At 45.4% G+C, this 25995-nt stretch carries 24 protein-coding genes, 4 rRNA genes and 1 pseudogene; 14 read left to right on the forward strand and 15 right to left on the reverse strand.

All coding sequences use genetic code 11. The annotated features are described in order from the left end of the window. Positions 1 to 76: 76 nt before the first annotated feature. The 3 genes from QUA47_RS08870 to QUA47_RS08880 all read right to left on the reverse strand — a co-directional run bounded on the left by QUA47_RS08870 (position 77) and on the right by QUA47_RS08880 (position 1648). Positions 77 to 550 carry a TspO/MBR family protein gene (locus tag QUA47_RS08870; RefSeq protein ID WP_333430477.1) on the reverse strand — a complete coding sequence of 158 codons (474 nt, stop codon included), beginning with the start codon at positions 548 to 550 and terminating at the stop codon, positions 77 to 79. A 301-nt stretch (positions 551 to 851) separates the two neighbouring features. Continuing rightward, positions 852 to 1433, reverse strand: coding sequence for a hypothetical protein (locus QUA47_RS08875; protein ID WP_190655609.1), 582 nt, complete (start codon positions 1431 to 1433; stop codon positions 852 to 854). A gap of 41 nt (positions 1434 to 1474) precedes the next feature. After that, the gene (locus QUA47_RS08880) at positions 1475 to 1648 is read right to left on the reverse strand and encodes a hypothetical protein (RefSeq protein ID WP_333220746.1); all 174 of its coding nucleotides are present in this window, start codon (positions 1646 to 1648) and stop codon (positions 1475 to 1477) included. A 154-nt stretch (positions 1649 to 1802) separates the two neighbouring features. Between QUA47_RS08880 and QUA47_RS08885 the strand changes: the two genes are divergently transcribed. Next, positions 1803 to 2117: a zinc ribbon domain-containing protein gene (locus QUA47_RS08885; protein WP_333220744.1), complete on the forward strand. Its 315-nt coding sequence runs from the start codon at positions 1803 to 1805 to the stop codon at positions 2115 to 2117. A gap of 163 nt (positions 2118 to 2280) precedes the next feature. On the opposite strand, the gene QUA47_RS08890 is transcribed toward QUA47_RS08885, so the two are convergent. Beyond that, positions 2281 to 3132, reverse strand: coding sequence for a YkvA family protein (locus QUA47_RS08890; RefSeq protein WP_333282005.1), 852 nt, complete (start codon positions 3130 to 3132; stop codon positions 2281 to 2283). A gap of 112 nt (positions 3133 to 3244) precedes the next feature. Between QUA47_RS08890 and QUA47_RS08895 the strand changes: the two genes are divergently transcribed. After that, complete coding sequence (locus QUA47_RS08895; protein WP_333430478.1) at positions 3245 to 4069, forward strand: NAD-dependent epimerase/dehydratase family protein; 825 nt, start codon at positions 3245 to 3247, stop codon at positions 4067 to 4069. Positions 4070 to 4187: 118 nt separating this feature from the next. Here QUA47_RS08895 and QUA47_RS08900 read toward each other — a convergent pair whose 3' ends face one another. The 5 genes from QUA47_RS08900 to sufB form a co-directional block, all read right to left on the reverse strand. Continuing rightward, positions 4188 to 4949 (reverse strand): DUF4184 family protein, encoded by a 762-nt coding sequence (locus QUA47_RS08900; protein ID WP_333430479.1) that lies wholly within the window; start codon positions 4947 to 4949, stop codon positions 4188 to 4190. A gap of 66 nt (positions 4950 to 5015) precedes the next feature. After that, a complete protein-coding gene (locus tag QUA47_RS08905) occupies positions 5016 to 6278 on the reverse strand; it encodes a SufS family cysteine desulfurase (protein WP_333430480.1) in 1263 nt (420 codons plus the stop codon). 194 nt (positions 6279 to 6472) lie between these two features. After that, the gene (gene sufD, locus QUA47_RS08910; protein WP_333430481.1) at positions 6473 to 7816 is read right to left on the reverse strand and encodes a Fe-S cluster assembly protein SufD; all 1344 of its coding nucleotides are present in this window, start codon (positions 7814 to 7816) and stop codon (positions 6473 to 6475) included. Further along, the gene (gene sufC / locus QUA47_RS08915) at positions 7813 to 8604 is read right to left on the reverse strand and encodes a Fe-S cluster assembly ATPase SufC (RefSeq protein WP_333281985.1); all 792 of its coding nucleotides are present in this window, start codon (positions 8602 to 8604) and stop codon (positions 7813 to 7815) included. The genes sufD and sufC overlap by 4 nt, the downstream gene beginning before the upstream one ends. 223 nt (positions 8605 to 8827) lie before the next feature. Then, complete coding sequence (gene sufB / locus QUA47_RS08920) at positions 8828 to 10270, reverse strand: Fe-S cluster assembly protein SufB (RefSeq protein ID WP_333207742.1); 1443 nt, start codon at positions 10268 to 10270, stop codon at positions 8828 to 8830. Between the two features lie 188 nt (positions 10271 to 10458). Between sufB and sufR the strand changes: the two genes are divergently transcribed. The 9 genes from sufR to rrf (QUA47_RS08965) all read left to right on the forward strand — a co-directional run bounded on the left by sufR (position 10459) and on the right by rrf (QUA47_RS08965) (position 15865). Then, a complete protein-coding gene (gene sufR / locus QUA47_RS08925; RefSeq protein ID WP_333430482.1) occupies positions 10459 to 11157 on the forward strand; it encodes an iron-sulfur cluster biosynthesis transcriptional regulator SufR in 699 nt (232 codons plus the stop codon). Positions 11158 to 11266: 109 nt separating this feature from the next. Continuing rightward, a complete protein-coding gene (locus QUA47_RS08930) occupies positions 11267 to 11674 on the forward strand; it encodes a hypothetical protein (RefSeq protein ID WP_333430483.1) in 408 nt (135 codons plus the stop codon). A 195-nt stretch (positions 11675 to 11869) separates the two neighbouring features. Further along, a 5S ribosomal RNA gene (gene rrf / locus QUA47_RS08935) occupies positions 11870 to 11986 on the forward strand. Positions 11987 to 12229: 243 nt separating this feature from the next. After that, positions 12230 to 12373 (forward strand): hypothetical protein, encoded by a 144-nt coding sequence (locus tag QUA47_RS08940; protein WP_333430484.1) that lies wholly within the window; start codon positions 12230 to 12232, stop codon positions 12371 to 12373. A gap of 204 nt (positions 12374 to 12577) precedes the next feature. After that, positions 12578 to 12694: ribosomal RNA gene (rrf, locus tag QUA47_RS08945) — 5S ribosomal RNA — on the forward strand. Between the two features lie 246 nt (positions 12695 to 12940). Next, positions 12941 to 13090: a hypothetical protein gene (locus tag QUA47_RS08950; RefSeq protein ID WP_333430485.1), complete on the forward strand. Its 150-nt coding sequence runs from the start codon at positions 12941 to 12943 to the stop codon at positions 13088 to 13090. 208 nt (positions 13091 to 13298) lie between these two features. Beyond that, positions 13299 to 13415 (forward strand): 5S ribosomal RNA (rrf, locus tag QUA47_RS08955). 280 nt (positions 13416 to 13695) lie between these two features. Beyond that, positions 13696 to 15255 carry a cytochrome P450 gene (locus QUA47_RS08960; protein ID WP_333430486.1) on the forward strand — a complete coding sequence of 520 codons (1560 nt, stop codon included), beginning with the start codon at positions 13696 to 13698 and terminating at the stop codon, positions 15253 to 15255. 493 nt (positions 15256 to 15748) lie between these two features. After that, positions 15749 to 15865: ribosomal RNA gene (gene rrf / locus QUA47_RS08965) — 5S ribosomal RNA — on the forward strand. A 358-nt stretch (positions 15866 to 16223) separates the two neighbouring features. Here rrf (QUA47_RS08965) and QUA47_RS08970 read toward each other — a convergent pair. The 4 genes and pseudogenes from QUA47_RS08970 to vapB form a co-directional block, all read right to left on the reverse strand. Next, complete coding sequence (locus tag QUA47_RS08970) at positions 16224 to 18086, reverse strand: ATP-binding protein (RefSeq protein ID WP_333430487.1); 1863 nt, start codon at positions 18084 to 18086, stop codon at positions 16224 to 16226. A 157-nt stretch (positions 18087 to 18243) separates the two neighbouring features. After that, positions 18244 to 18399: pseudogene (locus QUA47_RS30960) on the reverse strand (DUF6753 family protein); the annotation flags it as partial. Between the two features lie 392 nt (positions 18400 to 18791). Then, complete coding sequence (locus QUA47_RS08975; RefSeq protein ID WP_333430488.1) at positions 18792 to 20408, reverse strand: AAA family ATPase; 1617 nt, start codon at positions 20406 to 20408, stop codon at positions 18792 to 18794. A gap of 67 nt (positions 20409 to 20475) precedes the next feature. Further along, a complete protein-coding gene (vapB, locus tag QUA47_RS08980; protein ID WP_333430489.1) occupies positions 20476 to 20685 on the reverse strand; it encodes a type II toxin-antitoxin system VapB family antitoxin in 210 nt (69 codons plus the stop codon). On the opposite strand from vapB, the gene QUA47_RS08985 reads away from it, so the two are divergent. Further along, positions 20684 to 20833 (forward strand): hypothetical protein, encoded by a 150-nt coding sequence (locus QUA47_RS08985; protein ID WP_333430490.1) that lies wholly within the window; start codon positions 20684 to 20686, stop codon positions 20831 to 20833. The two genes, vapB and QUA47_RS08985, sit on opposite strands and share 2 nt — an antisense overlap. Before the next feature lie 61 nt (positions 20834 to 20894). Beyond that, entirely contained in the window at positions 20895 to 21755 is an 861-nt protein-coding gene (gene nadC / locus QUA47_RS08990) for a carboxylating nicotinate-nucleotide diphosphorylase (protein WP_333430491.1), read from the forward strand. A 215-nt stretch (positions 21756 to 21970) separates the two neighbouring features. Here the strand turns inward: nadC and QUA47_RS08995 are convergent, their stop codons facing one another. Next, a complete protein-coding gene (locus QUA47_RS08995; RefSeq protein ID WP_333430492.1) occupies positions 21971 to 22999 on the reverse strand; it encodes a C39 family peptidase in 1029 nt (342 codons plus the stop codon). 483 nt (positions 23000 to 23482) lie between these two features. After that, positions 23483 to 24811 (reverse strand): pitrilysin family protein, encoded by a 1329-nt coding sequence (locus QUA47_RS09000; protein WP_333430493.1) that lies wholly within the window; start codon positions 24809 to 24811, stop codon positions 23483 to 23485. Between the two features lie 238 nt (positions 24812 to 25049). Between QUA47_RS09000 and QUA47_RS09005 the strand changes: the two genes are divergently transcribed. Beyond that, positions 25050 to 25922 (forward strand): ABC transporter permease, encoded by an 873-nt coding sequence (locus tag QUA47_RS09005; protein WP_333430494.1) that lies wholly within the window; start codon positions 25050 to 25052, stop codon positions 25920 to 25922. Positions 25923 to 25995 lie beyond the last annotated feature (73 nt).

The raw sequence follows: 25995 nt of genomic DNA on the forward strand, positions 1-25995 counted from the left end.
TTGCAGCTAGATACTACCGAAAAATGGTGCTTTTTCCTGATGCTTGCAATCCCATTAAAATGACTAATTCCAGAGCCTAAACATCCGCCGGATTGAGGTGCATCATGACCCAAGTGGTGTAAGTCCCGATCGGACTCCAAAGTATGTAAGGCAGCAATAACAGGGTGGCAGCCTCGGAAACTTGCAACACAGTTAAAGCTAGTATTACGCTTAAAATAGCGCCCGTTCCGCCGATTATTGTGCCGACTTTTAGGCTCCTAACTTTGCACATAACCGAGGTGTAAGACATAGTTACTATTTCTAAAAGCAAGTACAAACCCATTCTCAGCCAAGTCTCCTGAGTTCCCGGTTCTTTTTCCCAAACAATCACTGCTGACCAAGCTGCACAAATAAAAATTACTGTCCAAATTAGGGGAATTGCTCTTTCAAATACTAGCCATCTCGGACGCCGCAAGCGGTTGAACCATTGGATGTCGCTGGGCGGGATTAAGTTAGCTGCTAGTGCTACTATCAAGGCGACGCCTCCAATTACCATCCAGGATTTAATCATTTTTTTACCTTGGGCGAGGTTGACAGGTTCAATTCAGCAGATATTATCTCTAATTTGGGCGATCGCGCAATCTGTCCCTAGTTATATTAGGTGTGGTTCCGTCGCGAAACCAAACATCAGTTGAAAAGTAATTTAGACTTCGGGGAAATCTCAATTTATTTTTTTATATTCCGTTTCATAATATAAAAAATGTGACTCTTGGTGCCTCCCCTGGAAAAGGGGAGGGTTGGGGTTTGCTTTTCAGTAAAATTGACCAGTAAATTGAACAAAAAGTCTCTTAGTCTTTCAAAAAAATCGGCGACTAGCCGAGCCGATGATGCTGTTCTAATTCTAAACTAGAGTCATTCTCTTTTTTGGGAACCAGAAGCGTATTTTCACTGCTGGGTTGCAACACGGCTTTAATCACTTGGAGAAAACGGTTAGGCTTTTTGGTTTGACCGTTGAGAGTGCGCCGCTCTTGCACTTTTTTAGAAAGGTGCCTCATCACAGATAAATCGAGTTCATCGATGAAATGGTCTGCTATACGTTCTCCCATTAAATCAATAGCTTCAGCATACTGATCGGTTAGCGTTTCTATGGCATCGTATGCTTCGTCAGCAACTTGACTTGCTACTGTTTTATTTTGGTCGCCCGGTGTCTGGGAATGGCTGCGGCGTCGGTCTAAAAGACTTTGGTAATCCGCAATGCTCATTCCCAAATTGTAGAGATGGTGGTGAGCGTGATCCATCAAATCTACTTCACTGGGATAGAAGAAACCACGAGTGCTGTTGATGCCGTGCAGTTTTGCCCAACGCCGCAGATTTGTCTCATCTTGCAGTTGGTATCGCTCCAACATTTGAGCTGTGTTCAGCTCTACTTCTGGCGTAACTTTGAAATCGCTCATCGGTAAATCCTCGCTGGTGAGTAAATAAATAAAATTGAAACTTAGAATCTGTGATTGGCGTACAGTCTGAAAATGACGATCAATCCTGTGACAGCAGTGAGGGAAGTCTTGCGGGCATTTGCTAGCCGTCGATCGTGCGATCGTTGGATCGAGTCAGAGGATTTCAGGGTAGCGTACTTTTGGGCTTCGTCTCGATCGCATCCGGGAGCAAGCACACAGGGTTAATAATATAGCTGATTTATGGTTTTAACAACCGTTAAAAATAGTAAAGTTGGATTGTTGGGCTTGAATTCTTAGTAATGTTGAGCTATAATATTCTCAATAACCGTGCAATTAGTAATTTTAGTAGTTGCAAACGAGATTCTTAATATGCCTGTATACGATTATTTGTGTCCCGAAAACAACCAGCAGTTAGAAGTTTGGCACAGCATGAACCTGGAAGTTTCGACTTGGGGTCAACTGTGCGAGTTGGCTAAGTGCGAGCCTGGGGAGACTCCCGCAGATGCTCCGGTACGCCGGCTGCTGAGCGCTCCGAGATTGATGAAGCCGACATCCGACACTGATTATAAAAATTCGGGTTTCAGCAAGTATGTAAAGCGGGATGAAGGGGTTTATGAAAATGTCACGGCTAAGGATGGTGAAAGCCGTATTGTCAATCGAGAGGGCAAGCCGATTAAAGACTGAGAATCCACAATAATTAAGTTTTCAGTTGAGTGAATTAAAGATATTGGGTAGGGACACGGCAGTGCCGTGTCTTTTATTTCAGAGAAGTGAAAACTCCTATATTATTCAGATTATATTATTCCGATGCAGACCCACACAATACCAGCGACCGGACATAATATTATTAGCCAAACCAATCTTTCATTTTTTGTTTTGCTTGTTCTTTAGTGTCAGCATTAATGTATACTGAAACTGTAGCTAGTGCCGCCAACAATACTCCCAAATCGTCTGTAAATCCGATGCCGACTAATATATCGGGAATGGCATCGGCGGGAGATATAAAATAAGTCAAAGCTCCAACTACAACTCCTTTTGCCCAAGCAGGCACGTTTGGGTTCTGAGCCGTATAGTAGAGAATCAAAGCTTTTTCAACTACTTCTCTTCCTGCGGTTAAAGCAAAGTTTTTAAGTTTAGCCCAAAAACTGTCATCTGAATAGTTAGTTTTGGAGTTGCTCAGGTTGGTTGTGGTTCCTTTGGGGTCGATCAAATCGAGAGAGATACCATTAGTTTTCAGCTCTGAAACAGCAGACTTGAAGGATGCCGATGCCGGATTTTTAGTTGGCGCGGACTTTTGTATTTGTTTCATGTTTGCGATGAATTCCTGCATGGCTTGGATTTGTAAGTCGGAAACCGCCAGCAGTTTTTTGGAGGATTGGATCGCCTCGCTTTCTCCGCGCTGCAGCGTCTTATTTGCCCAAGCAATGTTGATTAAAAAATACATGACTCCCAAACGCAGCGTTTCTTCTGACTGGCTGAGTGTTTGCAAACAGTCGCTGAGTGATGGGGGACTGGCTGTGTAGGAGTGGATTTGATTCTTTGCAGAGTCAGAAAATTTGTCTAAATTTATGGTTTTAAACAACAAATCTAGTTCGTCAATATCAACGGAACCATCGGCGGCTGCCATCGCAAACAAAGAACCATAAAAAGCCTTAAGTTCGGTTTCTGAGGATGTGGCAAAAATATCTCTCTCGGACATGATGCTACTCCGATTGATAACGATGCTTTGCATATTACCACAAAACTCAGCGCGCCATGATTGCAGAAATCGGCAATAATTTTAGAGACTATGAAACAAAGGAGAATTTTTTATGAAAGTTGCGATCGTCGGCTGCGGCTATGTGGGTACTGCGACAGCCAAGCATTTACGCGGCAAATCTGATTGTATCGTGACGGCGACAACGACGACGGCGACGCGAGTAGTTGAGTTGGAGGGTGTCGCGCAGCGGGTAGCCGTGCTCAAAGGAAATGACAAAGATGCGATGACGGCTGTACTGCAAGAACAAGATGCTGTTATGCTGTGCGTCGGTGCTCCAAATCCTCATGCTTATCAGGAAAGTTATTTAGATACTGCGACAACTTTAGTATCGGTTTTACAGCAGATACCAACAGTAAAGCAGGTTATTTATACGGGTACTTATTCTGTGTATGGCGATCGCCAAGGTGAAGTGGTAAATGAAGATTCACCCGTTGCGCCGGCTAATCCAAACAGTGAAATTCTCGCAGGAACCGAACGGGTGTTATTAGCAGCATCTAATGCCAATCTTCACGTCTGCATTCTCCGTTTGGGAGGAATTTATGGGCCAGGGCGAGAATTAGTTAAAATTTTTGGACGTTGGGCTGGGAACACTCGTCCCGGTGCGGGGGAAGATGCTACTAATTGGGTGCATCGGGATGATGTTGTTGGGGGGTTAACTTTTGCTTTGGACAATCGATTGCAGGGAATTTACAATTTAGTCGGGGATGTGTCGCTATCCAGTCGCGAATTGCTCGATCGCATTTTTGAAACTCACAATTTACCTAAAGTTACTTGGGATGGAACTCCTAGCGTGCGGCCTTATAATGCTAGGGTGTCGAATCTAAAGATTAAGGCGGCTGGTTATCAGTTTGTTCATCCTGAGATTAGGGAGTTTTAGTTGGGCGATCGCTCTTTTTGTTTACCGCAGATGCAGGCGGATAAACGCGGATGAACGCGGATGTCAGAAAGGGCGATCGAATCACCTGGCGTATATAATTTTTGCTCTCACCCAACTTCTAATTGAATTGGTGAAAACCTTTGAGCTTCCAGAATGCAGCCGAGTAGAACAAACAACCGAGAAATAACCCAGAAATAAAACCAATAATAGCTCTAACAACGATGCCTGAAAAACTTCCATCCTCAGCTAAGTGCAACTTTACAGCAATTAATGCCAAGATACAAGAAGTCAGCAAAATGCAGCCAGTTGCTAATAGTTGCCAGCGAACAGGCAGCGTTTCTTTACTTGGGCGAGGTTTAGTTTTGAGCAGCCACACCAAGAACCAAATCGACAAACCGCAGAGTCCGAATATGCCGCTTCCATATTGAAGTAATTTGTAAAGTGGCAGGGACATAATCTTAAATTGCAGAAGTGGAAATCTGACGACAAACCACCCAGTGGAATGAGTGAAATCATCCCACAAAATATGACTGATACCGCCGAGCGCGATCGATGCTATAATTATTAAAAATTGTGAGATTGGGAAGAGGGAAAATCGCCCCATAGGTGGCAGTCTATCGGCTACGTAAGAGGGAGCAAGTGCGCGTAGCGGATACTTTAAAACCCAGTGAAACAGTAGCAAAAGAACTAGCGAACAGGGCAAACCTTCGATGAATACTCCTGGCAAACTGTGCCCGATCGTTCTGACTGGTTTCAGGGCGATAAAATATTGCAGATCGGGTATCATTGTCCCAATTGCGAGAGCTAACAGATCCAATTTTCGTTTAGATAGCAACCAGATGGGAGCTGCTGCGATTGGATGTGCGAGTGTAAAAGGCATTCTGCTAAACTTAACCGGGAAAAAAAAATTTGTTAACTGAGGTGGGCAAATACCCACCTCAGCAACTTATCCCATAATCCCACCAAAAAAGTCGATCGTCTCTTTCAACGCTTTCACAAACACATCAATCTCCTCGCGAGTAGTGTAAAAATACAAACTGGCTCTGGCAGTAGATGAAACGTTCAAATAGCGGTGCAAAGCTTGCGTGCAGTGATGTCCGGAACGAATCGCGACTCCCTCCTGATCTAACAGGGTAGACAAGTCTTGAGGGTGAATTTCTCCGGCTGTAAAGGCCGCCAAAGCTGCCCTACCTTCGCCGTTGCTGTCTGGTTGTGGCCCGTAAATTTTGATTTCTGGAATTTGCCGCAATTGTTGAAACATATAAGCCGTTAATTCAGCTTCGCAAGCGTGAATCTTATCCATGCCAATGTTACTAAGATAATCGATTGCTGCACCAAGGGCGATCGCCTCGCCGATTGCAGGCGTGCCGGCCTCAAATTTGTGCGGCAAATCGGCATAGGTGGAATAATCGAGAAACACGTCAGCAATCATCTCGCCGCCGCCGAAAAACGGAGGCATTTCTCTCAGCAAGTCCAGTTTACCGTACAGAAAACCGATGCCAGTCGGAGCGCACATTTTGTGACCGGAAGCAACCAGCCAATCGCAATCTATTGCTTGCACATCTACTATCATGTGCGGCACGCTTTGGCAAGCATCAATTAAAACTCTTGCGCCGAAACTGTGGGCAATTTTGCAGATTTCTTTGACTGGACTGATGCAGCCTAAAGTATTAGAAACGTGAACGGTTGACACCAATTTAGTTTTATGGGAAATAAGGGTTTTAAACTGTTCCAAATCAAACTCGTTAGTTTCCGTTAACTCGACAAACTTCAGCACCGCACCGGTTCTTTGAGCAATCATTTGCCAGGGAACGAGATTGCTGTGGTGTTCCATTACCGACAGAATAATTTCATCTCCGGCTTGCAGATTGCTCAAGCCCCAAGAATAAGCAACCAAATTAATCGCTTCGGTGGCGTTGCGAGTGTAAACAATTTCTTGTCGCGACGCGGCATTTACAAACGCCGCAACTTTGTCTCTCGCACCTTCGTAAGCATCAGTCGCTTTGGCGCTGAGAGTGTGAGCTCCCCGGTGCACGTTTGCATTGTATTGCCCGTAGTAATCACGCCAAGCGTTGAGCACAGCTAGGGGTTTTTGAGAGGTAGCTGCATTGTCTAAATAAACTAGCGGTTTGCCATTTACTTTTTCATTCAAAATTGGGAAGTCGCCGCGAACTTTTGATGCAAGTGTTTTTTCTTGAATAAGTGTCATAAATTTCAGAAGTTAATAATGATTTGGGCCCGGTTGTTGCTGATTCTGGGCGGGCTAGAAGCCCACCCCACAAGAACATTTCATGTTTGTGGAACAGGCTTCTAGCCTGTTGCTGATTTGGGGCGGGCTAGAAGCCCACCCCACAAGAACATTTCATGTTTGTGTAACAGGTTTCTAGCCTCTGGGTGATTCTTTTATCCTTGGATAGCCATGCAGGTAGAAAGCATTTTCGCCACGCCAATAATTGGCAACTGATTGAGAATTTCGGCTGCAAAAGCATCGATTAGCAAATAGCGACTTCTTTCTAAATCCAAACCGCGACTTTGCAAGTAGAAAAGTTCATCATCTTCTAACTGGCTGACAGTTGCACCGTGGGAACATTTAACGTTGTCGGCGACAATTTCCAACTGCGGTTTAGTGTCTACGCGAGCTCTCGGCGACAGCAACAAATTCCGGCTCAATTGTCCGGCATCTGTCAATTGTGCGGCTTTGCGAACGAAAACTTTGCCGTTAAATACAGCGCGAGCTTTGTTGCCGACAATGCACTTGTGCAATTGGCGACTTGTACCGTGAGGGTAATTAAAATCGATTAAACTGTGAGTGTCAGATAACTGTTCCCCAAAGGCTACGCTTAAGCCGTTTAAAGTTGTTTCAGTGGCTTCGCCGCGCTGAAAAACTTCTAAATTGTGCCGCGATATTTTGCCTCCCAAGCTGATAGCATGGCAAGTGTAACGGCTATTACGAGATTGCTCGATCGCACTTTTGCCGATATGAACAACCTCTCCACCTTCCCGCTGTAGCCGAACATGATTCACAGTGGCGTTTTCGCCGACAACAACATCCGTTACAGCATTCGTAAATGCAGCGACATTACCGATAGTTGCGTAATCCTCAACCAGCGTGATGCTGCTTCCAGGCTCAGCTATAACTAAGCAGTGCGGCTGGCACATCGTGGGAGATGCACCAGGCGCTGTCAGGAAGAGCAAGTGAATCGGAAGGTCGATCGACATATTGGCCGGCACGAACACCACCGCAGAATCAGCCAAACCCGCAGTATTCAGCGCGGTAAACACCTCGGTTTGCTGTCTGTGCTTGCTCAAAACATCGCTGATGCGCCCTTGATATTTTTCGGGTACATTGGATAGATTACCTGCGTAAAAGTCGAGCGGCAAATTCGGCAAAACCGACGACTCCACCGTTGACAAATCCGGCGCATAAAAACCGTTGACAAATACCAATCTTAAGGGTAAATCATCCCGATTTTTCACTGGCATAATGATATCAGCCAGCTTAACTTTTGACTGATTGCTCTGCGGTATATGAAAAGGAATTTGCAACACCGACGACAAATCAGTAAAGCGCCATTCTTCATCTCTCACCGTCGGAAAACTCGAAGAAAGCACGTATTCAGTCGCCGCATCCCGCAAATCCTGCAACCCGTAAGCCGGAGTTTTGCTATTAGCAGCCTCCAACTTGCTGCACTGATTCACCAAATCAGTCAAAAACATTTCCCTACTAGCAACTTGCGTATTCATCATCGCGCGCCTACTCCTGCTGCTTCCTCTTCCCCAACCCAGTCATAACCGCGCTCTTCCAATTCCAGCGCCAACTCTTTCGGGCCAGTTGTGATAATTCGGCCACCTTCCATGACGTGAATAAAATCAGGAATAATGTAATTCAGCAACCGCTGATAGTGAGTAATCACCAACATCGAATTTTCAGCATTTGACAACTGATTCACACCGCCGGCGACAATCTTGAGAGCATCGATATCCAAACCCGAATCAGTCTCATCTAAAATAGCTAATTTCGGTTCCAACAGCGCCATTTGCAAAATCTCATTCCGCTTTTTCTCGCCACCGGAAAAACCCTCATTTACGCTGCGGCCTAAAAAAGAATCATTCATCTTGACAATATCCAGCTTGTCCTCGATTAAATCTTGGAAATCAAAAGCATCCAATTCTTCCAAGCCGCGATGTTTGCGGTGAGAATTGTAAGCCACGCGCAAGAAATCCAGATTGCTAACGCCGGGAATTTCCAAAGGATATTGGAAAGCCAGAAATACGCCAGCCAGAGAACGTTCTTCCGGCGCTAATTCCAGCAAATTTTGACCCAGAAAAGTAACTTCTCCACCCGTTACCGTATAAGCAGGATGACCCGCTAATATTTTGGATAAAGTGCTTTTTCCCGAACCGTTCGGCCCCATAATCGCGTGAATTTCACCCGATTTAATTTCCAGATTCAAACCCTTCAGGATTTGAGTATCTTCTACATTCGCAGTTAAATCGCGGACGGATAGCACCACTTGACTATTTTCTACAATCATCTATTTTTGTCCTTTGCCTCAATGCACTTTACAGTTTTTTCTTCTCGTTCCTAGGCAGAGCCTATGAATGCGTGTCGCGAGGCTCTGCCTCGTTGGAAACGGGAGAGAGAAATGTGAGGCAGAGCCTCTAGATATGCGTTACCAGGCAGAGCCTGGTAACGAGGGTTTCTCGCCCGCCAAAATATTTTCTTCCTTCTTCCTTCTTCCTTCTTCCTTCTTCCTTCTACCCGACACTTCCTTCCAGCTTCAGACTCAACAGCTTATCAGCTTCCGCCGCAAATTCCATCGGTAACTGATTGAAAACATCTTTACAGAAACCGCTAATCATCATCGAAATAGCATTTTCTGCGGAAATTCCCCGCTGTGCGAAGAAGAACAATTGCTCTTCTCCAATCTTAGAAGTAGAAGCTTCGTGTTCCACTTTAGCGGTGTGGTTCTGCACTTGAATATAAGGGAAAGTATTCGCTTGAGCGTTATCCCCAATCAGCATCGAATCGCACTGAGAGTAATTGCGAGAGCCTTTAGAGTTCGGCCCCATCTTCACTAAGCCGCGATAGCTGTTGGATGAATTACCCGCAGAAATTCCCTTAGAAATAATCGTGCTGCGAGTATTTTTGCCAACGTGGATCATTTTGGTGCCGGTGTCAGCTTGCTGTTTGTTATTTGTCAGCGCTACCGAGTAGAATTCGCCCACCGAGTTGTCGCCGACTAACACGCAACTGGGATATTTCCAAGTAATCGCGGAACCCGTTTCTACCTGCGTCCAAGAAATCTTAGAATTGACTCCCTGACACAAACCGCGTTTCGTCACGAAGTTGTAAATGCCGCCTTTGCCGTTGGCGTCGCCAGCGTACCAGTTTTGCACTGTTGAATATTTGATGTCGGCATTGTCCATTGTTACCAATTCCACGACGGCGGCGTGAAGTTGATTGGTGTCAAACATCGGCGCGGTGCAGCCTTCTAGGTAAGATACAGAACTGTTTTCTTCTGCGACAATTAAGGTGCGCTCGAACTGGCCGGAATCTCCGTTGTTGATGCGGAAATAGGTTGACAGTTCCATCGGGCATTTGACGCCTTTGGGAATGTAAACGAAGGAACCGTCGCTGAATACGGCGGAGTTGAGGGCTGCGAAAAAGTTATCGCCGACTGGTACGACGCTGCCGAGATATTTTTCTATTAATTCGGGATAATCTTTGACGGCTTCTGAGATGGAACAGAAAATAACACCATCTTTGGCTAACTTTTCTCTAAATGTTGTGGCAATTGAAACGCTGTCAAAAACGGCGTCAACGGCGACATTTCCCAGCCGCTTTTGTTCGGATAGGGGAATGCCGAGTTTCTCGAAGGTTTCTAGCAGTGTTGGGTCAACTTCGTCCAAACTGTTGAGCTTTTTGGGCTTTTGTTTGGGCGCGGAATAGTAGATAATTTGTTGGTAGTCGATCGCGGGATAGTTGACGTGGGGCCAGGTGGGCTCGGTCATTGTCAGCCACTTGCGGTATGCTTTGAGGCGGAATTGCAGCATGAATTCCGGTTCGTTTTTCTTGGCGGAAATCAGGCGGACTACATCTTCGCTCAAGCCGCGGGGGATGGTGTCTGACTCGATGTCGGTGACGAAACCGTATTTGTAGGGCTGGTTGACTAAGGTTTTGACTGTGGTAGAACTCATTATTTTGCGTGTTCAGTGTTCTAGATAATGCTCTCTGGATGGCAGACGGGGCAATGCCTGTCTGGGCTTGAGCGAGTTCTGCTGGACTGCTCTGGGAAGTTAAACAACAATTTTGTTGCTTTACTATATTTTAAGCTACATTAACAATAGTGATATTGTCAAAGTCAAATTAATAATTTTTTGTGAAGATGATGGAGACTACTCAGCAGACTTCCACGAAACAAGAGATCCTGCAATATTTGCTCAAGGGGGGGCAGGGGACGGCTCTTGAGTTGGCGGAGTCTTTGGATATCAGCCCGCAGGCGATTCGCCGTCATTTGAAGGATTTGGAAGCGGAGGGGCTGATTCAGTATCAGTCGGTTCAGGCTGGGATGGGGCGGCCGCAGCACATTTATGAGCTTACCAGTCTGGGGCGCGATCGATTCCCGAATCGTTACGGCGATTTTGCAGTCTCTTTCTTGGATACTTTGGCGGAAACCGTCGGCCGCGAGCAAGTGATTACTATCCTGCGAAAACAGTGGCAGCGCAAGGCTACGGACTACCGGCGGCTAGTGGGTGCGGGTTCGCTGCAAGAACGGGTGACTAAGTTGGTGGAACTCCGCAGGGCTGAGGGTTACATGGCTGAGTGTTATCCTGTAGAATCTGTAGAGGTTGGGATGTGCGATCGCGCTGGTTTGGGCGATCGATTTGTGTTGATGGAACACAACTGCGCGATTTCTAATGTTGCTGAAACTTTTCCGAGTGTCTGCGGTAATGAGTTGGAAATGTTTGCAGCGGTTTTGCCGGATTGTATGGTAGAGCGGACTCACTCGATTATTAATGGGGAACACCGCTGCGGTTATTTGATTGCCAGGAAGAAGGAAGAAGTTGGGCAACGGATTCTGTAACGGATTTAACGGATGTCACGGATGAAAGTTCGGCAACGGATGAGTGTAACGGATGTCACGGATGTCAGGGATTACCAATTACCGATTAGCAATTACCAATTTTTAATATATGGAACCGCTAGCAGATTTTTTAAAGCCGGAAGAGTGTGCCGAAGTTGATATGGCGCTGCTGTCGTCCAAGGAAAAGTTTTCGGCGCGGGTGGCAATTTATGCTTTGAGGGTGCTCAAGCAAATTTCTGGGGAGACTGGTTTGCCGGTGGCTGAGGTGACTAATGGGCAGGTGATGGATTGGATTAAGAATGATGAGAGTATTAAAGGGTCGATCGAACTTGATGCTAGTTTTGAAAACTTTTTTACGAATTTGGTGGTGGCGTCCTTGCGGCCTTTGAGGCAAATTGCGACAGAAGCCGAGATCCCGATCGAAGAATTAACAGTTAAGCAGGTCGTGGCGTGGTTTGAGAAGGACGGGAAAATTCGCAGAGAACAGGGAACCGATGCGGCGTTTTTGGACTTGTGAGTTAAAGGTCGATCGGCCCCACCCCCAAACCCGGCCTCAAACCCCGATAATTCCAGCGGTTTCGGGCGATAAAAAAAAGTTTTGACAAAGGGGTTGACAGACAAAGGAGAACTTGATACAGTAATTAAGTCGAGCGAAAGAGATGCAGCGCATTAAACTTAACGCAGACACAGGATTAAAAGTTTTCAAAGCTTTCCTGGTGCTTATGATGTAATGGAACCACTCCGATCCATCCCGAACTCGGTTGTTAAACGTTGCTATGGCGAAGATACTCGGCGGGTCACTGCCCGGTAAAATAGCTCAGTGCCAGGTTAATAATAAATTAAAGCTCTTTTCCCGCAACAACGGAAAAGGGCTTTAGTTTTTTGGGGAGTTATTAGTCATCTACACAAAAGCTCGTCTAGGGCCGGCAGGATGCCTAACCCCTACTCCCCACAAGAATTGTTGGAGAGGTCTTTGGTGCGAGTTTTGTAGAAATCTCAATATTCTGGGCCAGGAACAGATGTTGGGTCGCTCGAACTTGATGCGAGTTTTGAAAAGTTTTTTAAGAATTTGGTGGCGGCGTCTTTGTGGCCTTTGAGGCAAATTGTCACAGAAGCCGAAAGGGCGATCGAACAATTAACAGTTAAGCAGGTCGTAGCGTGGTTTGTGAAGGATGGGAAGATTCGCAGAGAACAGAGTGTCATGCGACGTTTTTAGATTTGTGAGTTAAAGGTCGATCGCTCGCACCCTCAAACCAGGCCTCAAACCCCGATAATTCGAGCGGTTTCGGGCGATCGAAAAAAAGTTTTGCCAAAGGGGTTGACAGACAGGGGGAAACTTGATACAGTAATTAAGTCGAGCGAAAGAGATGCAGCGCATTAAACTTAACGCAGACACAGGATTAAAAGTTTTCAAAGCTTTCCTGGTGCTTATGATGTAATGGAACCACTCCGATCCATCCCGAACTCGGTTGTTAAACGTTGCTATGGCGAAGATACTCGGCGGGTCACTGCCCGGTAAAATAGCTCAGTGCCAGGTTAATAATAAATTAAAGCTCTTTTCCCGCAACAACGGAAAAGGGCTTTAGTTTTTTGGGGAGTTATTAGTCATCTACACAAAAGCTCGTCTAGGGCCGGCAGGATGCCTAACCCCTACTCCCCACAAGAATTGTTAGAGATGTCTGAGGTGCGAGTTTGGTAGAAATCTCAATATTCTGGGCCAGCAGCAGATTTTGGGTCGATCGAACTTGATGCTAGTTTTGAAAACTTTTTTACGAATTTGGTGGTGGCGTATTTGCGGCATGAGAGGCAAATTGCGACAGAAGGCGAAAGGGCGATCGAGCAATTAACAGTTAAGCAGGTCGTGGCGTGGTTTGAGAAGGATCGGAAGATTCGCACAGAGCAGGGTGTCGATGCGGCGTTTTTGGATTTGTGAGTTAAAGGTCGATCGGCCGCACCGCCAAACCAGACCTCAAACCCCGATAATTCCAGCGGTTTCGGGCGATCTAAAAAAAGTTTTGACTTTGGGGTTGACAGATAGGGGGAAACTTGATACAGTAATTAAGTCGAGCGAAAGAGATGCAGCGCATCAAGCTTAACATTAAGCCGAACGCCGACACAGGATTAAAAGTTTTCAAAGCTTTCCTGGTGCTTATGATGTAATGGAACCACTCCGATCCATCCCGAACTCGGTTGTTAAACGTTGCTATGGCGAAGATACTCGGCGGGTCACTGCCCGGTAAAATAGCTCAGTGCCAGGTTAATAATAAATTAAAGCTCTTTTCCCGCAACAACGGAAAAGGGCTTTAGTTTTTGGGTGAGTTACAGATGTTTATAATATGACAAGTGCGTAAGTCCAGAGCTTGTTGCGTATTTGAAGACGAGTAGGAATTATCCCAGGCCATCATTAAAGGAGTTAATGCTAGAGCCACATCAGGCAATTACCAAGTCGAACGTTTTATATTTAATTAGGTTGACTTACTTAATCTCCCTTTCAAGGTAGTATATGGGTAATAAAAAACTATGGACTTGGGCAGATTTATGTTTCAAAGCATTACTTCTCAAATAAATGGTTCTTCTTCCTTCTTGTCATATTTAGTAATAGTATTAGGCTTTACTAGCATAGCGTCTATACTGAGTTGGCGATGGTGGAAAGGAAAGGAAACGTATAAATCGCTACAATCACTCCCTTCGCCTCCCCAATATTGGGTGTTAGGAAATCTGCCACAAATATTAGCAGCAGTAAAACAGAAGAAATTATTTCAGCAATTTTTTGATTGGAGCCAGCAGCTAGGCCCGATGTACGTCATCTGGAATGGCAGGACTCCAGTTGTGATTTTAAGTAAACCAAAAGTAATTGAAGATACCATTATCAATGGAATGAGAGATGGTAGCTTAATTAGACCCAAGCAATTACGCGAAGCATGGAACGATATCAGCGGTTCTATTATGCTTGGAGAAACTGGAACCGAGTGGCAGTGGCGACGCAAGGCTTGGAATCCGGAATTTAGTTCGAGCAATCTTTCCAAATATCTGGAAATAATTAGCCAAGCTTGCGAACAAGTCATTGAGACGCTCACACAAGCTGCACCCCCAAAAGAAGTGGAGGTAGATCCTCTGTTTGTGGAACTAACAATGCGGGTGATATCCTCTCTTGTACTAGGTATTCCTGTAGATAGAAATAGTACCAGTCAGGAAGGTTCCCCCCTGGAAGTTAGCAAGGTGTACGAAGCGATGTCTGTTGTAGGTTATCGATTCCTGCGACAAGCTACGGGGGAGAAAAGATGGATGAAATATTTGCCAACTCAGAATTCACGGGATTATTGGACAGCAAGGCGATATTTAACCGAATTTCTTACTCCCCGGGTAGACTTAGCTTTACAGATGAGAGAACAAAATCAAACTGATTTCCCACAAGTCAGTAGTTTGTTTAGGGAATCAATGTTAGTCAAAATTGCGGCTAAAGAGCCAAAATATGATCGCGACACCTTAATATCAGAATCCATTGAACTATTAATAGCTGGGACTGACACCACAGCCCATACTTTATCCTTTGCACTTGGAGAGTTGAGCTTAAATCCAAGAGTGTTTCAACAAGCACGGGACATCGTTGACCAAGTTTGGCAAAAACAAAGCGGGATTAACCTAGAAAATCTCAAAGAATTGGCTTATATTCGTGCCATTATCAAAGAAACACTGCGGCTTTATTCAGTTGCCTCCGGCTCAACTACATTAGAGGCTCAACGGGATACTCTAATTGAGGGTACAGTGATTCCGCGTGGGACGAGAGTATCCTGGTCAATGCTTGCAGCCGGAAGAGATCCAGAAGTTTATGCTAACCCAGAGGAATTTCTGCCCGAACGTTGGCTAGACAAGAATAAGGAAACAAGTTCACTGCCAATGATAGACTTTGGCTCAGGATCGCATCGTTGTTTAGGAGAGCATCTATCAATGCTGGAAGGAACAATGATGTTAGCATTATTGGTGCGCCACTTGGATTGGGAGTTAGTTAACGGTCGTTCTTCTCTCGAAGAATTACAGCAAAACCTGTTAATTTATCCGTCAGATCGAATGCCAGTACGCTTTCGAGAGAGAAACTAAGCCTAAACCTTTCAAACACGGCAATTTTTAGCAATATACAAGATAGCCCGATTAGCGCTCTTCTGTCATTCTAAGCAGAAGAAAATAGGTAATCAGGGGTAAAATTCGTTTGAGCAATAGGAATGGGAAAGAAATTCATCAAAGAAATCAGCCTAGGAAATCCCAAAGATTCTTGCGGAACCGGAAACATCTTCAACCAGGTTTGGATGAGATTGAAGTTGATACAGCATATTCCATTTATATGCGGTACCTACAATTTTGTTGTAAGTAAGGTGCGTTGCCATCAACAATCTGCAAGTTCCATTGAACTATAAAACAGCGGCGCACCTACATAACACGTACCACACAATATAGCTGCTACTGTACTTAATAAACCTGGAATATGGTGTAAGTAAGGATGAGTGGAAAAATGAGCCGTACTTTTGATGCAAAATCTTATAGTCCTAATAATTGCCTCTTTGAGTCGTCATTTATTTTAACAAAATCATAACAACATCGTGCTGAGGATGTAATGGGACCACTCCGATCCATCCCGAACTCGGTTGTTAAATGTTGCTATGGCGAAGATACTCGGCGGGTCACTGCCCGGTAAAATAGCTCAGTGCCAGGTTAATAATAAATTAAAGCTCTTTTCCCGCAACAACGGAAAAGGGCTTTAGTTCTTGGGGGAGTTATTACTCATCTACAGAAAAGCAAGTCTTGGGCCGGCAGGATGCCTAACCCCTACTCCCCACAAGAATTGTTGCAGATGTCTAATCTGCCAGCGTTGTAGAAATCCTCGAAGTTATCACATTTTAGGGGGTAGAATTTGAAACGGCTGTGATGCGGGTAGATTTCCGGGAAATAGAAGCTGTTAAACAAAGTGCAGAAAAATGGCTAAAAGAGAAATTGAATATTACCACTAAAACCTCTTAGCAGATTACCTCTAAGGTCTAACAGAAAACCTTTCGGCGGTGGGGCGCATCTTGTTAGACCGGATCACGGATTTGCTGCTGGACAAGGATGTGAATGACAAACTCCGTTCCCTTACCAGGTATTGAGAAGCAATCTAACTTACCGCCATGTTTCTCAGTGACAATCTGATAGCTAATCGCCAGCCCCAGGCCCGTTCCCTTACCGACAGACTTTGTGGTGAAGAATGGATCAAAGAGGCGTTTCTGAACAGATTCAGACATTCCCGTTCCGTTATCAGAAATTGCAATTTTTACCCACTTTGAATCAATCATGGCAGTCCGAATGGTAATCAGGTTGCGATTTTCCTTGAGTTCCTGATAGGTTCGTTTGACGTTGGCTTCTTCCAGGGCATCAATGGCATTTGCCAGGATGTTCATAAACGCCTGATTGATTTGACCAGGATAGCATTGTATTAGCGGTAGATTACCATAATCACGAATTACTTGAATCGCTGGACGCTGTGGTTTATCTTTCAAGCGATGCTGCAAAATCAACAACGTGCCATCAATGCCCTCATGAATATCAACGGCTTTGAACTCAGCTTCATCCATTCGTGAAAAGTTGCGGAGTGACAAAACAATCTGGCGAATGCGATCGGTGCCGACTTTCATGGAGTCGAGGACTTTAGGTAGATCGGCTTGGATAAAGTCCATCTCAATATCTTCCGCCTCAGCTTGGATTTCGGGTGCTGGGTCGGGATAGTAATTCTGGTAGAGTTGCACCAAACCTAATAAATTGTGGGCGTACTCCTGCACATGAGTCAGGTTGCCGTGAATGAAGTTGACTGGATTGTTGATTTCGTGTGCCACCCCTGCCACCATTTGCCCCAAAGCAGACATCTTTTCGCTATGCACCATCTGAACCTGAGTGCGTTGCAGTTCCTCTAAGAGTTGTTGCAACTGCGTATTTTTGTCGCTGAGTTCTTGGGTTCTGACCTCAACTTGAGATTCAAGGGTTTGGCTGTAGTTTTCGAGTTGTTCGTTGGCTGTTTTCTGTTGCTGTAACAGTTGTTTAACAGCGCGAATTAATTGGTTAAAAGCATTGGCAAGCATTCCAATTTCATCATCTTGCTCAACAGTCGCTTGTAACTCAAAATTAGATTCTTCAGTAGTTCGTCGGGCAACGCTGGTCAGAGATTGAATGGGTTGGGCAATTGCTCGGCTGGTCAAAACTGCCAAAAGAATGGCGATCGCAACAGACAATCCAATGCTCGCAGCCACAATTTTCTCTGAAACTACGTTGGCTTGTTGTTGCAAGCTTTCTGCTTCTTCAAGTTCTTGGTAAGCTTGGTCAATTAAACCCACCAAATCATCCGAGATGCCATCGAATTCAAGCGCCAAATCGCTGTTGGTAAATTCCAAAATCAGCGCTTGGGCTTGCTCAACATCAATGGGTGATGCGAGATTCAGCTTGCGAATTTGTTCAACTCGGTGTTCTACTTCCTGTGAGTAGCGTGGTGGTACGCGGTCATAGGTTTGCAAGAAGGCTGGAATTGTTGGTTGATGTAAGTCATCTTTTATGGTCGAAGGCTTTGCCACAAATGTCTTAAGTTCAGCCCAAATTTCTTGGATTTCAGCTTTATGCTTCAGCAAGTGAGCATATTCATCTTGAAATTTTTCTGGGTATTGCGCTAGAGGAATGAGTTGTTGTTGGTGGGTTCGGGTTTGGAGAACACGAGATTGTAGGCGATGCAGAAGTTCCACTTCGTTGCGTACGTGTTCTTCTTGCTCTTCAGCCTGTTTTTGATAGTAACGCCCAACTCCAAAACCAGCAATTGTTCCACACACGGCAATGCTGAGAGCAAGGGCGTATCCTAAACCGATCTTTTGCCCAACTCTGAGACTGGATAACCGTTGTCCTAAACTCTGGTGCACCATATAACCTTCTCTAGCCCTACAGGAGATTTGCTTGACCGAGTGCCCCTATGTGCTCATTTTAAGCCCTTAAGTTTGAAAACGGAAAACTCATATGTTTAGGATAGGTTTTCCCTTACAGGGTTTACGTCTTGAATTTACGCTTTTCTAAAGGTTCTACCTAAATCGTGCAGAACCCCGAAGTAGCTGGCCACGCCGCCACTTCCAAAGTTACCCCCAAACGCCGAACATCTTTTTTGCATTCTAAATTAGCACAACTATCAGAATTCCACCCGCTCAAATTTCGTGCAAAATTCCCTTCAGCGCTAGTTGCCCACCGTAAAGTCTCCGGCTAGTCTTGAGTTAGATGAACTGGTATAGCTTTTACTGTAGCTTAAATTCGCTATCCGGCTCATTAGTCCTTACTTCCAAGCGATCGACCTCCTCGAACCATTTTGCCCAAGCTTTAGCAATATCGTCTGGGAGTTTGGGTTAAGCTATTCTATTGTGGTGCTTGTGCATCACAAAGTCGATGAAGTCCCTGACTTCTGGCAAGAATGATTCGGGAAGTTGCTGCAATTTGGCGATCGTAATATCACGAATACTCATCATAATTATTGCCCATTCCAGTCGTTTTTATTTTAATACAATCATAACAATAAAGGATGTGTGAGAGAAGTTAGGGTTAGGGTAAAACCCTCTAATTTTTACATAAATGACTGTACGCAATTATACTGCCTCAATGTCATAAGCTAGCGTACCAAAGAGAGATTTCACAAAATTTAAAGCCTCTGTGTTCTCCATTAAGAGTTTTCGTACAGCCCCCTCATAATCTTCACGTTTTTGGAATTTAAGCTCCTTTGCAATGTTAGTTAAAGCCCCGGTTTCCCGAACTGGGTATTGTGAAATTAGTTGTGTAAAATCCCCACTATTAAGTGCATTACCTAGCCGCTCTAACTCTTGGTTTACAAACTCATTAACATCGATAGAAACATTTACTGGTATACGATTCTTAATGTCTTCTTTCTTAGGCGTATTGCGAAAATACTTCTCACGAATTGCTTTTTCAGCAGTTTTAATACTCAGAGATTGAATACCTTCATTGATTTTTCTCATTGCAGCAGTTTTAGCATTCTCAAGGTATGTGGAAGCATCGCCTCCAATAATATCTGCTTGGCGTTGTGCAATAAGGCCTTGAATATGTGGATGGTAATATATCGACTCAACTGAGAAGACCGGAAGGGCATATATGCCCTTCTCGTTAAGCCGATTAATGTCAGCTTCTGGTCGCCGATCATTATCAACAATGCCCAAAGCATGAACCCAGTGAAGGTTGGTAGAGTCCCGGATGCTAGAAACGGTATGTTCGACATCTCGACAGCTTGATTTGGCAATAATGGAGACATTTGGAAACACTAGACTGTAAAGTGGCTTATCAAGGCTGTTCTCAGTGCCTTCGATAAATAGAATCTTTCTACGCGCACCAAGGATATCCTTCTTGATGTCATCATCAATCTCAGTTTCGGGGGGAACAATATCTGCCTCCCAACCACTTACAGAAGATCCCGCGTAGGTGCAGCCCCGAATGAGCAATGTACGTGCGCTCGGATTGTCGAGGGGCAGCATCACATCATGTGTAGATACGATGAATGCACAATCATCTCGCTTAGAGAACAAATGTGTCAGCAGTGGTGAAATGATGGAGCGATGAAGGTGGCGCTCAGGCTCATCAATTAGCACTAAAGTATCACTCTTAACGGTTAACACGTTCGCTGCGATTAGCAAGGCATTACGTTCGCCGTCTGAAAGCTCCGCAACGCTGTAAGGAGTACCTCCACATTTGCTTGCAACTACCTGATCGTTTTCACCGACAGATATCTCAATAGGAATATTTGAAAGACGTAGAAGCTCGTTGATAATCTTTATAGGAGCATCTTCTTTGGAAAGAGTTTTTGCATACTCCATCTTCTGGCTATCGACTGCACCAGCAATTGAGCGAGCACGTACGTTCTCAGCGTCAATGAGGTCATAAATCGAAATACTTGCACGTTGGCTAGCATAATCGTCTTTCCAGCGTGCATATAGATTGGTGTCTCCACTTCGCATACCGTTTTCATAGTCTCGCTTTTGCTGAGACGATAAATCCATTGTGTTGGAAGAAAACCAAGTTTGGCGATGCGCCGATATCCATCGCGCATTACCAAAATAAGAGCTATATACCCGTTGCATCAGGCTGGACTTGCCGCTACCGTTAGCACCCATAATAAAAAGGTTTTGTCCCACGTTGATAGTGAGATTGAGTAGTTCACCTGTAGTTCGAGGGATATTCAAATCGAAGGACATCATTGCGTTACCATTTACACTGTTGTCATTTTAGACAATACTTCTACTATAACAAGCTCGTCAAGCAGAGTTAATCCTTTAAGTCTTCGAGAGGTTCATCAAAATCATCTGACATCCAGATTTTATCTTTCCAAATTCCAAGTCCGCCTCGCTTTGTCGGCTTTTCTTGAGTTGAGTTTTTAGCCTGCTTTTCGAGCAAAAACTCAATATAATGAAGCACTTCTGTCTGAAGAGACTCAGGGAGTTCTGCTAATTTTTCTAAAATGACTGGCTGTATCATGGTTTCTACTCGCGATCGCCCTATCTATTCCATTAAAGCACCAACACCCAATGTCAGCAACAGAATACCCCATGATCTAGCCCGATCGCCCTCGCTCTACCCAAATCCCGATCGCACTAACACCATCATAATTGTGCAACTTGCCTAAAATCTCCCGATCGACTATTCTTCCTAGTAGATATGATCTTGATATAACAACTGACAAAAACATGACAGCAATATTACCGCCTTGGATAGTTTTAGACTCCCTATTGCACAACTGGCTACTAGAAGATATCGGTAGGGGCGATCGCACAACATCGGCCTTATTTCCCGCAAACAGCATCCAGGGTACTGCTAAATGGATTGTCAAAGAAGCTGGAGTCATTGCCGGATTGCCAATTGCCGATCGCACATTTAAACTTTTAGACAGCAGCCTCAGTTTCCTCCCCCAAGTACCGGAAGGGAAACTGTGCGAAAAAGGAGAAGTAATTGCCGAGATTTCCGGCAATTTCGATGCGCTGCTAACCGGAGAAAGAGTAGCATTAAACTTGGCAATGCGTTTGAGTGGCATCGCTACTTTAACTCAAAAATATGTTGACAAAATTGCCGATTTGCCCGTGCAATTAGTGGATACGCGCAAGACAACGCCCGGATTGAGATTGTTGGAAAAATACGCAACTCAAGTCGGCGGTGCTTGCAATCACCGGATGGGATTAGATGACGCGGTGATGATTAAAGACAATCACATTGCGGCGGCTGGCGGCATTGCAGAGGCGATCGCCCTAATTCGCAATTCTATCCCCTATCCGCTGACGATCGAAGTCGAAACCGAAACTCTGGCTGAAGTAGAGACAGCTTTGCAGCACAAAGCCGATATTATCATGTTAGATAATATGTCCTTGGATTTGATGCGGCAGGCTGTGGCAATAATTCGCGAAAAGAGCGAGCGGGTAAAAATTGAAGCTTCCGGCAATGTTACTTTAGAAACAATTAGAAGTGTAGCGGAAACCGGAGTTGACTATATTTCTACCAGTGCTCCGATTACCCGATCGACTTGGCTCGATTTGAGTATGAAAATTAATAGTTAGTTGACTGTTGACTGTTGACTGTTGTTATATCAAATGCGGGTTAAATACTTTCTTTATCTCTTAGTCTTTTAGAGAGGAACTTCGTTTGTGTTCTCGCGTTGCTAGCCGTTTCACAAGCTTAGTGATAAAGAAGTTAATAACCCCGGGTTTAGTATCATTAGTCAGTAGTAACAATGCCAATTACCAATTCCCGATTCCCAATTCCCAATTCCCAATTACTTAGAGATAAAATGAACCCAAAAATTCCCGTCAGGCATACAGAGGCTGCGGATTAAGCGGTAAGTATAATGCAAGTAAGCACCGCTGACACTTGTATCGTAGCCACTTCGGAACCACTCACCATAGGGATCGTGGACGAAGAATCCCTCGCTGTCGTAGCCTGAGGCAACTATAATGTGACCGAAAGACGTGAAGTATCCGTGGATGACAGCGGGATTTCCAGTGGCGAGCCAATCTTGAACGTCATCAATAGTTGCATTCTCGGTAAAGAAATCTTGAGCGCCGTAATCTTTAACAATCTTTGCTAAATCGTAGGGGTCCCAGCGACTATAACCTTTGGCGATCGCATATTCGTAGAGTTCGTCTTCATATTGCCCGCTTTGTTTGCGCCGTGGCACTTTCAAAAAGTCCATACACATCGCTAATGAAGTTACATTGCAAGAACCTGTAGGATTATTCAAGTTATCCAGTTGCGATCGGTAAGGAATGCCGAGCCTGACAGTTGGGGGATTCGGTTTGGGAAAAAACAGAACGCTCTCTTGAGTAATTTGAGCGTGTGCTCCAAAAACATACCAAATTCCTGAACCTTTGAAAGACTCGTTGCGGAGAGCAACTCTGATGTGACCGCGAGCCGGAGCAAAAGCCAGAATCTCAAACTCTTTTCCGGCTGGTATTACTTGTTTTTCCGAGTCGTGAAGTTGAGAAGACGCCAGCGGTTTTGATTTAAAAATGGTGTCTCTGAGCGTTTTCAGGATCAGGGGATGTGTGGGAATCTCCTCTGGTTTGGTTTCAATCAGCTTTTTGGCTGTGACTGCTCCCAAAAAACCCGGTTCGCCGCACTTCATCAGAGTTTGAAATCGGTGGAGGGTGGCGGTAGAGAGAGGGCCAAAAATTCCGTCTACGGGAGGCTTCAGTAAACCCAGGTCAATGAGGCGGCTTTGAATTTGACCACTGAGTTCGTCGTCTGCAGCAATTGCTTTGGCATCGTACCTAATTTTTGAGTTGAGAAAGTTTTGTAATTTCATGCTTGCGTGCCCCTGTCAATCGATTTTAGATTCTAGATTTTAGGTTTTAGAATTACGCTCGCCGATCGATCCGGTTTCCCTAGACTAAATTGCTTGCTCGTCCATAATTCCCAATTTATCGTCTCATAAAATTACGGTAATTTTGCCGAGCAATAGATTTTAGATTTTAGATTTTAGATTTTAGATTTTAGAATTACGATCGCCGATCGATCCGGTTTCCCTAGACTAAATTGCTGACTCGTCAATAATTCCCAGTTTCTCGTCTCATAAAATTACGGTAATTTTGCCGATCGCCCGTACCTTAAAGGCTTCATATTAATTATTTGATACAAAACCTTCAAGGCGCGGGTCGATCGAATTTCACGCACTATTGACTAAAAATCCCTCGTGCGCGTTGACATTGTTTCTGCCGAATGCCGAATGCCGTTGGATGGCTCAAAAGCATAGGGATGGGAGAATTGCCCTGTTGAGGCGAAGTCAGATTTATGCTTCGTCGGGGCGAATTACCACAACACCCATCGCGTCGGGAGAGAGATATTTGACGGCGGCTTCTCGGAGATCCTCAGCAGTCTGAGCTTGGATGCAGGCGGCATAGTTGAGGGCGGGAGCGATATCTCCTACCATCGACTGATAGTAACCGTACAAACTTGCTCGATCGCTCGGAGTTTCGTTACCAAAGATAAACCGATTTGCTACTTGAGTGCGGATGCGGGAAATTTCGGCATCTGTCACCAGTTCGGTTTGGAGAGTGCGGATGTGTTCGACGATCGCAGCTTCCACTGCTGCCAAGTTTTCTGTCGCTAGTTGAGCGGAAATCGAGAATACACCGCCAAGTCGCTGAGTCATGTTGCTGACCGAAATTGACGAAACTAGCCCTTTTTCTTCGCGCAAATCCTGAACCAAGCGAGTTGTGCGGCCGTGACCCAATATTGTCGCCAAAACGTCGAGGGCATAAGTTTCGGACATTTCCATGAAACCTGGCACTCGCCACATCAGGATCAGTCGGGCTTGCTGAAGGGCAGAGTCTACAAATTCGCGGCGGACTGTTTCTGTAAACGGCGATTCTTGGCCGTAGTTCAGGGTTTGGGATTCTGGGTGAAAGTTGCCGACAGCAGGCACATTTATTTTGTTGTGTTGTGCTGTACTTTTTGCTGCAAAACTGTCTGCGACAATTTCTATTAGTCGATCGACTGGCAAATTGCCTACAGCTACGGCTGTCATGGCCCCTGGCTGATATCTGCTGCTGTGGAAATCCCGCATTTGTTGGGCTGTCAACTGTTCGATTACCGCAGTCGGGCCGAGTACCGGTCGCTTGTAGGGCAGGACTTCAAATGCTAATTCCATCGATCGCTGATAGGTACGGCGGCGGGGATTGTCTTCCGATCGTCTAATTTCTTCTAACACTACCAGCCGTTCTCGATCGAAGGCGTCGTCGGGAATGCTGGCGTTGAGCAACACATCGACTTGCAGGGGAGCTAGTTCGGCAAAATCTTTAGGGGCTGTGGTGATGTAGTAGTTAGTGTAGTCTTGGCTGGTGGCAGCATTGGTGACAGCGCCGCGCTGTTCGATCGCGCGCTCAAATTCGCCACTGGGAATGCTCGGAGTTCCCTTAAAAATCATGTGTTCTAAAAAGTGAGCCATACCGTTAATGTCGTCTGGTTCGACGGCTGAGCCTAAATTGAGCCACACGCTGAGGTTAACAGCATCGACCGGCAAGTGTTCGGCTATAACGGTGAGGCCGTTGGGGAAATGGCGGATTGTTGGGGCGTTGAGGGGCGATCGGGAGGAGGATTTGAGTAGGGTGGAGGTCATTGCGCTTTTAAATTTATCTTGTTCTCTATATCTTAAAGGGTCTTTAAGGAAGGACTCAGGCATTCGCCATTTGGCGCGAAAAATGCAATTGGATGTGGACGGTAATGGACGCACCGAGTTTTTGGTCTCCCGGAAGAAGTCTTGTTAACGTATTTCTGCGATCGCGATCGTTAATTTATCCTAATAGTTGCCCAAGTCCTCTGTTTTTTGGTGACAGCATTCGATGGAAAATCGAAGATTGAATAAAAACTTAGTATTTCCACAACCAGCTTTTCAACGATTTTGGCGATCAACTTCGGGGAAAATCGGCTTAATTTTGACTGTAGCGCTGATGCTCTCGGCACTGTTGGCCCCCCTACTTTCTCCTTACGATCCGGCGGTCGATCGAGATTATTTGTCGCGCTTGGTGGCTCCTAGCGCTAAACATTGGTTTGGCACCGACGGTTTGGGGCGAGATTTGTTGGTGCGGGTGTGGCACGGATTGGGGATCTCTTTAGTCGTCAGCCTGGTTTCTGTGGGTGCGGGTTTAATTGTGGGAGCGCTTTTGGGGCTGGTGGCCGGGTATTTTCGGGGGTTTCTGGAAATGGCGATCGGCACTTTGGCCGATATTTTGCTAGCTTTTCCTTCGATTTTACTGGCGATCGGCGTTGTTACTGTCACCGGGCCGAGCCTGCAAAGTGTAATTATCGCTGTCAGCCTCGTGCAAATTCCGATTTACATCCGCTTAACTCGCAGTATGGTGCTGTCTCTGCGGGAACAAGAATTTGTTTTAGCTGTCAAGGCCTTGGGCGCCAGCGACTTGCGGATTATTTTTCGCCACATTTTGCCGGGAAGTCTCGCGCCTCTAGTTGTACAAGCAACTCTTTCGACTGGTACGGCGACACTAGAAGCTGCCGGTTTGGGTTTTTTGGGTTTGGGCGCACAGCCGCCGGTTCCTGAGTTGGGGACGATGCTTTCTGATGCTTTTAAGGGCGGATACGCTCTTTCGTCTCCTTGGACTATTTTGTTTCCCGGTTTGCTGATTACCTTGACTGTTCTGGGTTTCAATCTTTTGGGCGACGGGCTGCGAGACGCTTTAGATCCCAGATCCAATGCTGCGGCAAGGAAATAGCAATATTCAGGACTTACGCAGCAAGCACAGTATTTGAGCCATACTGTGCCTCCTCTAAAAATTATTCAGGTAT

Source organism: Microcoleus sp. MON2_D5, from assembly GCF_036701905.1.
Classification (GTDB): Bacteria; Cyanobacteriota; Cyanobacteriia; order Cyanobacteriales; family Microcoleaceae; genus Microcoleus.

Coding starts and splice junctions, on each gene's coding strand:
- QUA47_RS08870 (WP_333430477.1), bottom strand. CDS start 550: ATGATTAAATCCTGGATGGTAATTGGAGGCGTCGCCTTGATAGTAGCA.
- QUA47_RS08875 (WP_190655609.1), bottom strand. CDS start 1,433: ATGAGCGATTTCAAAGTTACGCCAGAAGTAGAGCTGAACACAGCTCAA.
- QUA47_RS08885 (WP_333220744.1), top strand. CDS start 1,803: ATGCCTGTATACGATTATTTGTGTCCCGAAAACAACCAGCAGTTAGAA.
- QUA47_RS08890 (WP_333282005.1), bottom strand. CDS start 3,132: ATGTCCGAGAGAGATATTTTTGCCACATCCTCAGAAACCGAACTTAAG.
- QUA47_RS08895 (WP_333430478.1), top strand. CDS start 3,245: ATGAAAGTTGCGATCGTCGGCTGCGGCTATGTGGGTACTGCGACAGCC.
- QUA47_RS08900 (WP_333430479.1), bottom strand. CDS start 4,949: ATGCCTTTTACACTCGCACATCCAATCGCAGCAGCTCCCATCTGGTTG.
- QUA47_RS08905 (WP_333430480.1), bottom strand. CDS start 6,278: ATGACACTTATTCAAGAAAAAACACTTGCATCAAAAGTTCGCGGCGAC.
- sufD (WP_333430481.1), bottom strand. CDS start 7,816: ATGATGAATACGCAAGTTGCTAGTAGGGAAATGTTTTTGACTGATTTG.
- sufC (WP_333281985.1), bottom strand. CDS start 8,604: ATGATTGTAGAAAATAGTCAAGTGGTGCTATCCGTCCGCGATTTAACT.
- sufB (WP_333207742.1), bottom strand. CDS start 10,270: ATGAGTTCTACCACAGTCAAAACCTTAGTCAACCAGCCCTACAAATAC.
- sufR (WP_333430482.1), top strand. CDS start 10,459: ATGATGGAGACTACTCAGCAGACTTCCACGAAACAAGAGATCCTGCAA.
- QUA47_RS08930 (WP_333430483.1), top strand. CDS start 11,267: ATGGAACCGCTAGCAGATTTTTTAAAGCCGGAAGAGTGTGCCGAAGTT.
- QUA47_RS08960 (WP_333430486.1), top strand. CDS start 13,696: ATGTTTCAAAGCATTACTTCTCAAATAAATGGTTCTTCTTCCTTCTTG.
- QUA47_RS08970 (WP_333430487.1), bottom strand. CDS start 18,086: ATGGTGCACCAGAGTTTAGGACAACGGTTATCCAGTCTCAGAGTTGGG.
- QUA47_RS08975 (WP_333430488.1), bottom strand. CDS start 20,408: ATGATGTCCTTCGATTTGAATATCCCTCGAACTACAGGTGAACTACTC.
- QUA47_RS08985 (WP_333430490.1), top strand. CDS start 20,684: ATGGTTTCTACTCGCGATCGCCCTATCTATTCCATTAAAGCACCAACA.
- vapB (WP_333430489.1), bottom strand. CDS start 20,685: ATGATACAGCCAGTCATTTTAGAAAAATTAGCAGAACTCCCTGAGTCT.
- nadC (WP_333430491.1), top strand. CDS start 20,895: ATGACAGCAATATTACCGCCTTGGATAGTTTTAGACTCCCTATTGCAC.
- QUA47_RS08995 (WP_333430492.1), bottom strand. CDS start 22,999: ATGAAATTACAAAACTTTCTCAACTCAAAAATTAGGTACGATGCCAAA.
- QUA47_RS09000 (WP_333430493.1), bottom strand. CDS start 24,811: ATGACCTCCACCCTACTCAAATCCTCCTCCCGATCGCCCCTCAACGCC.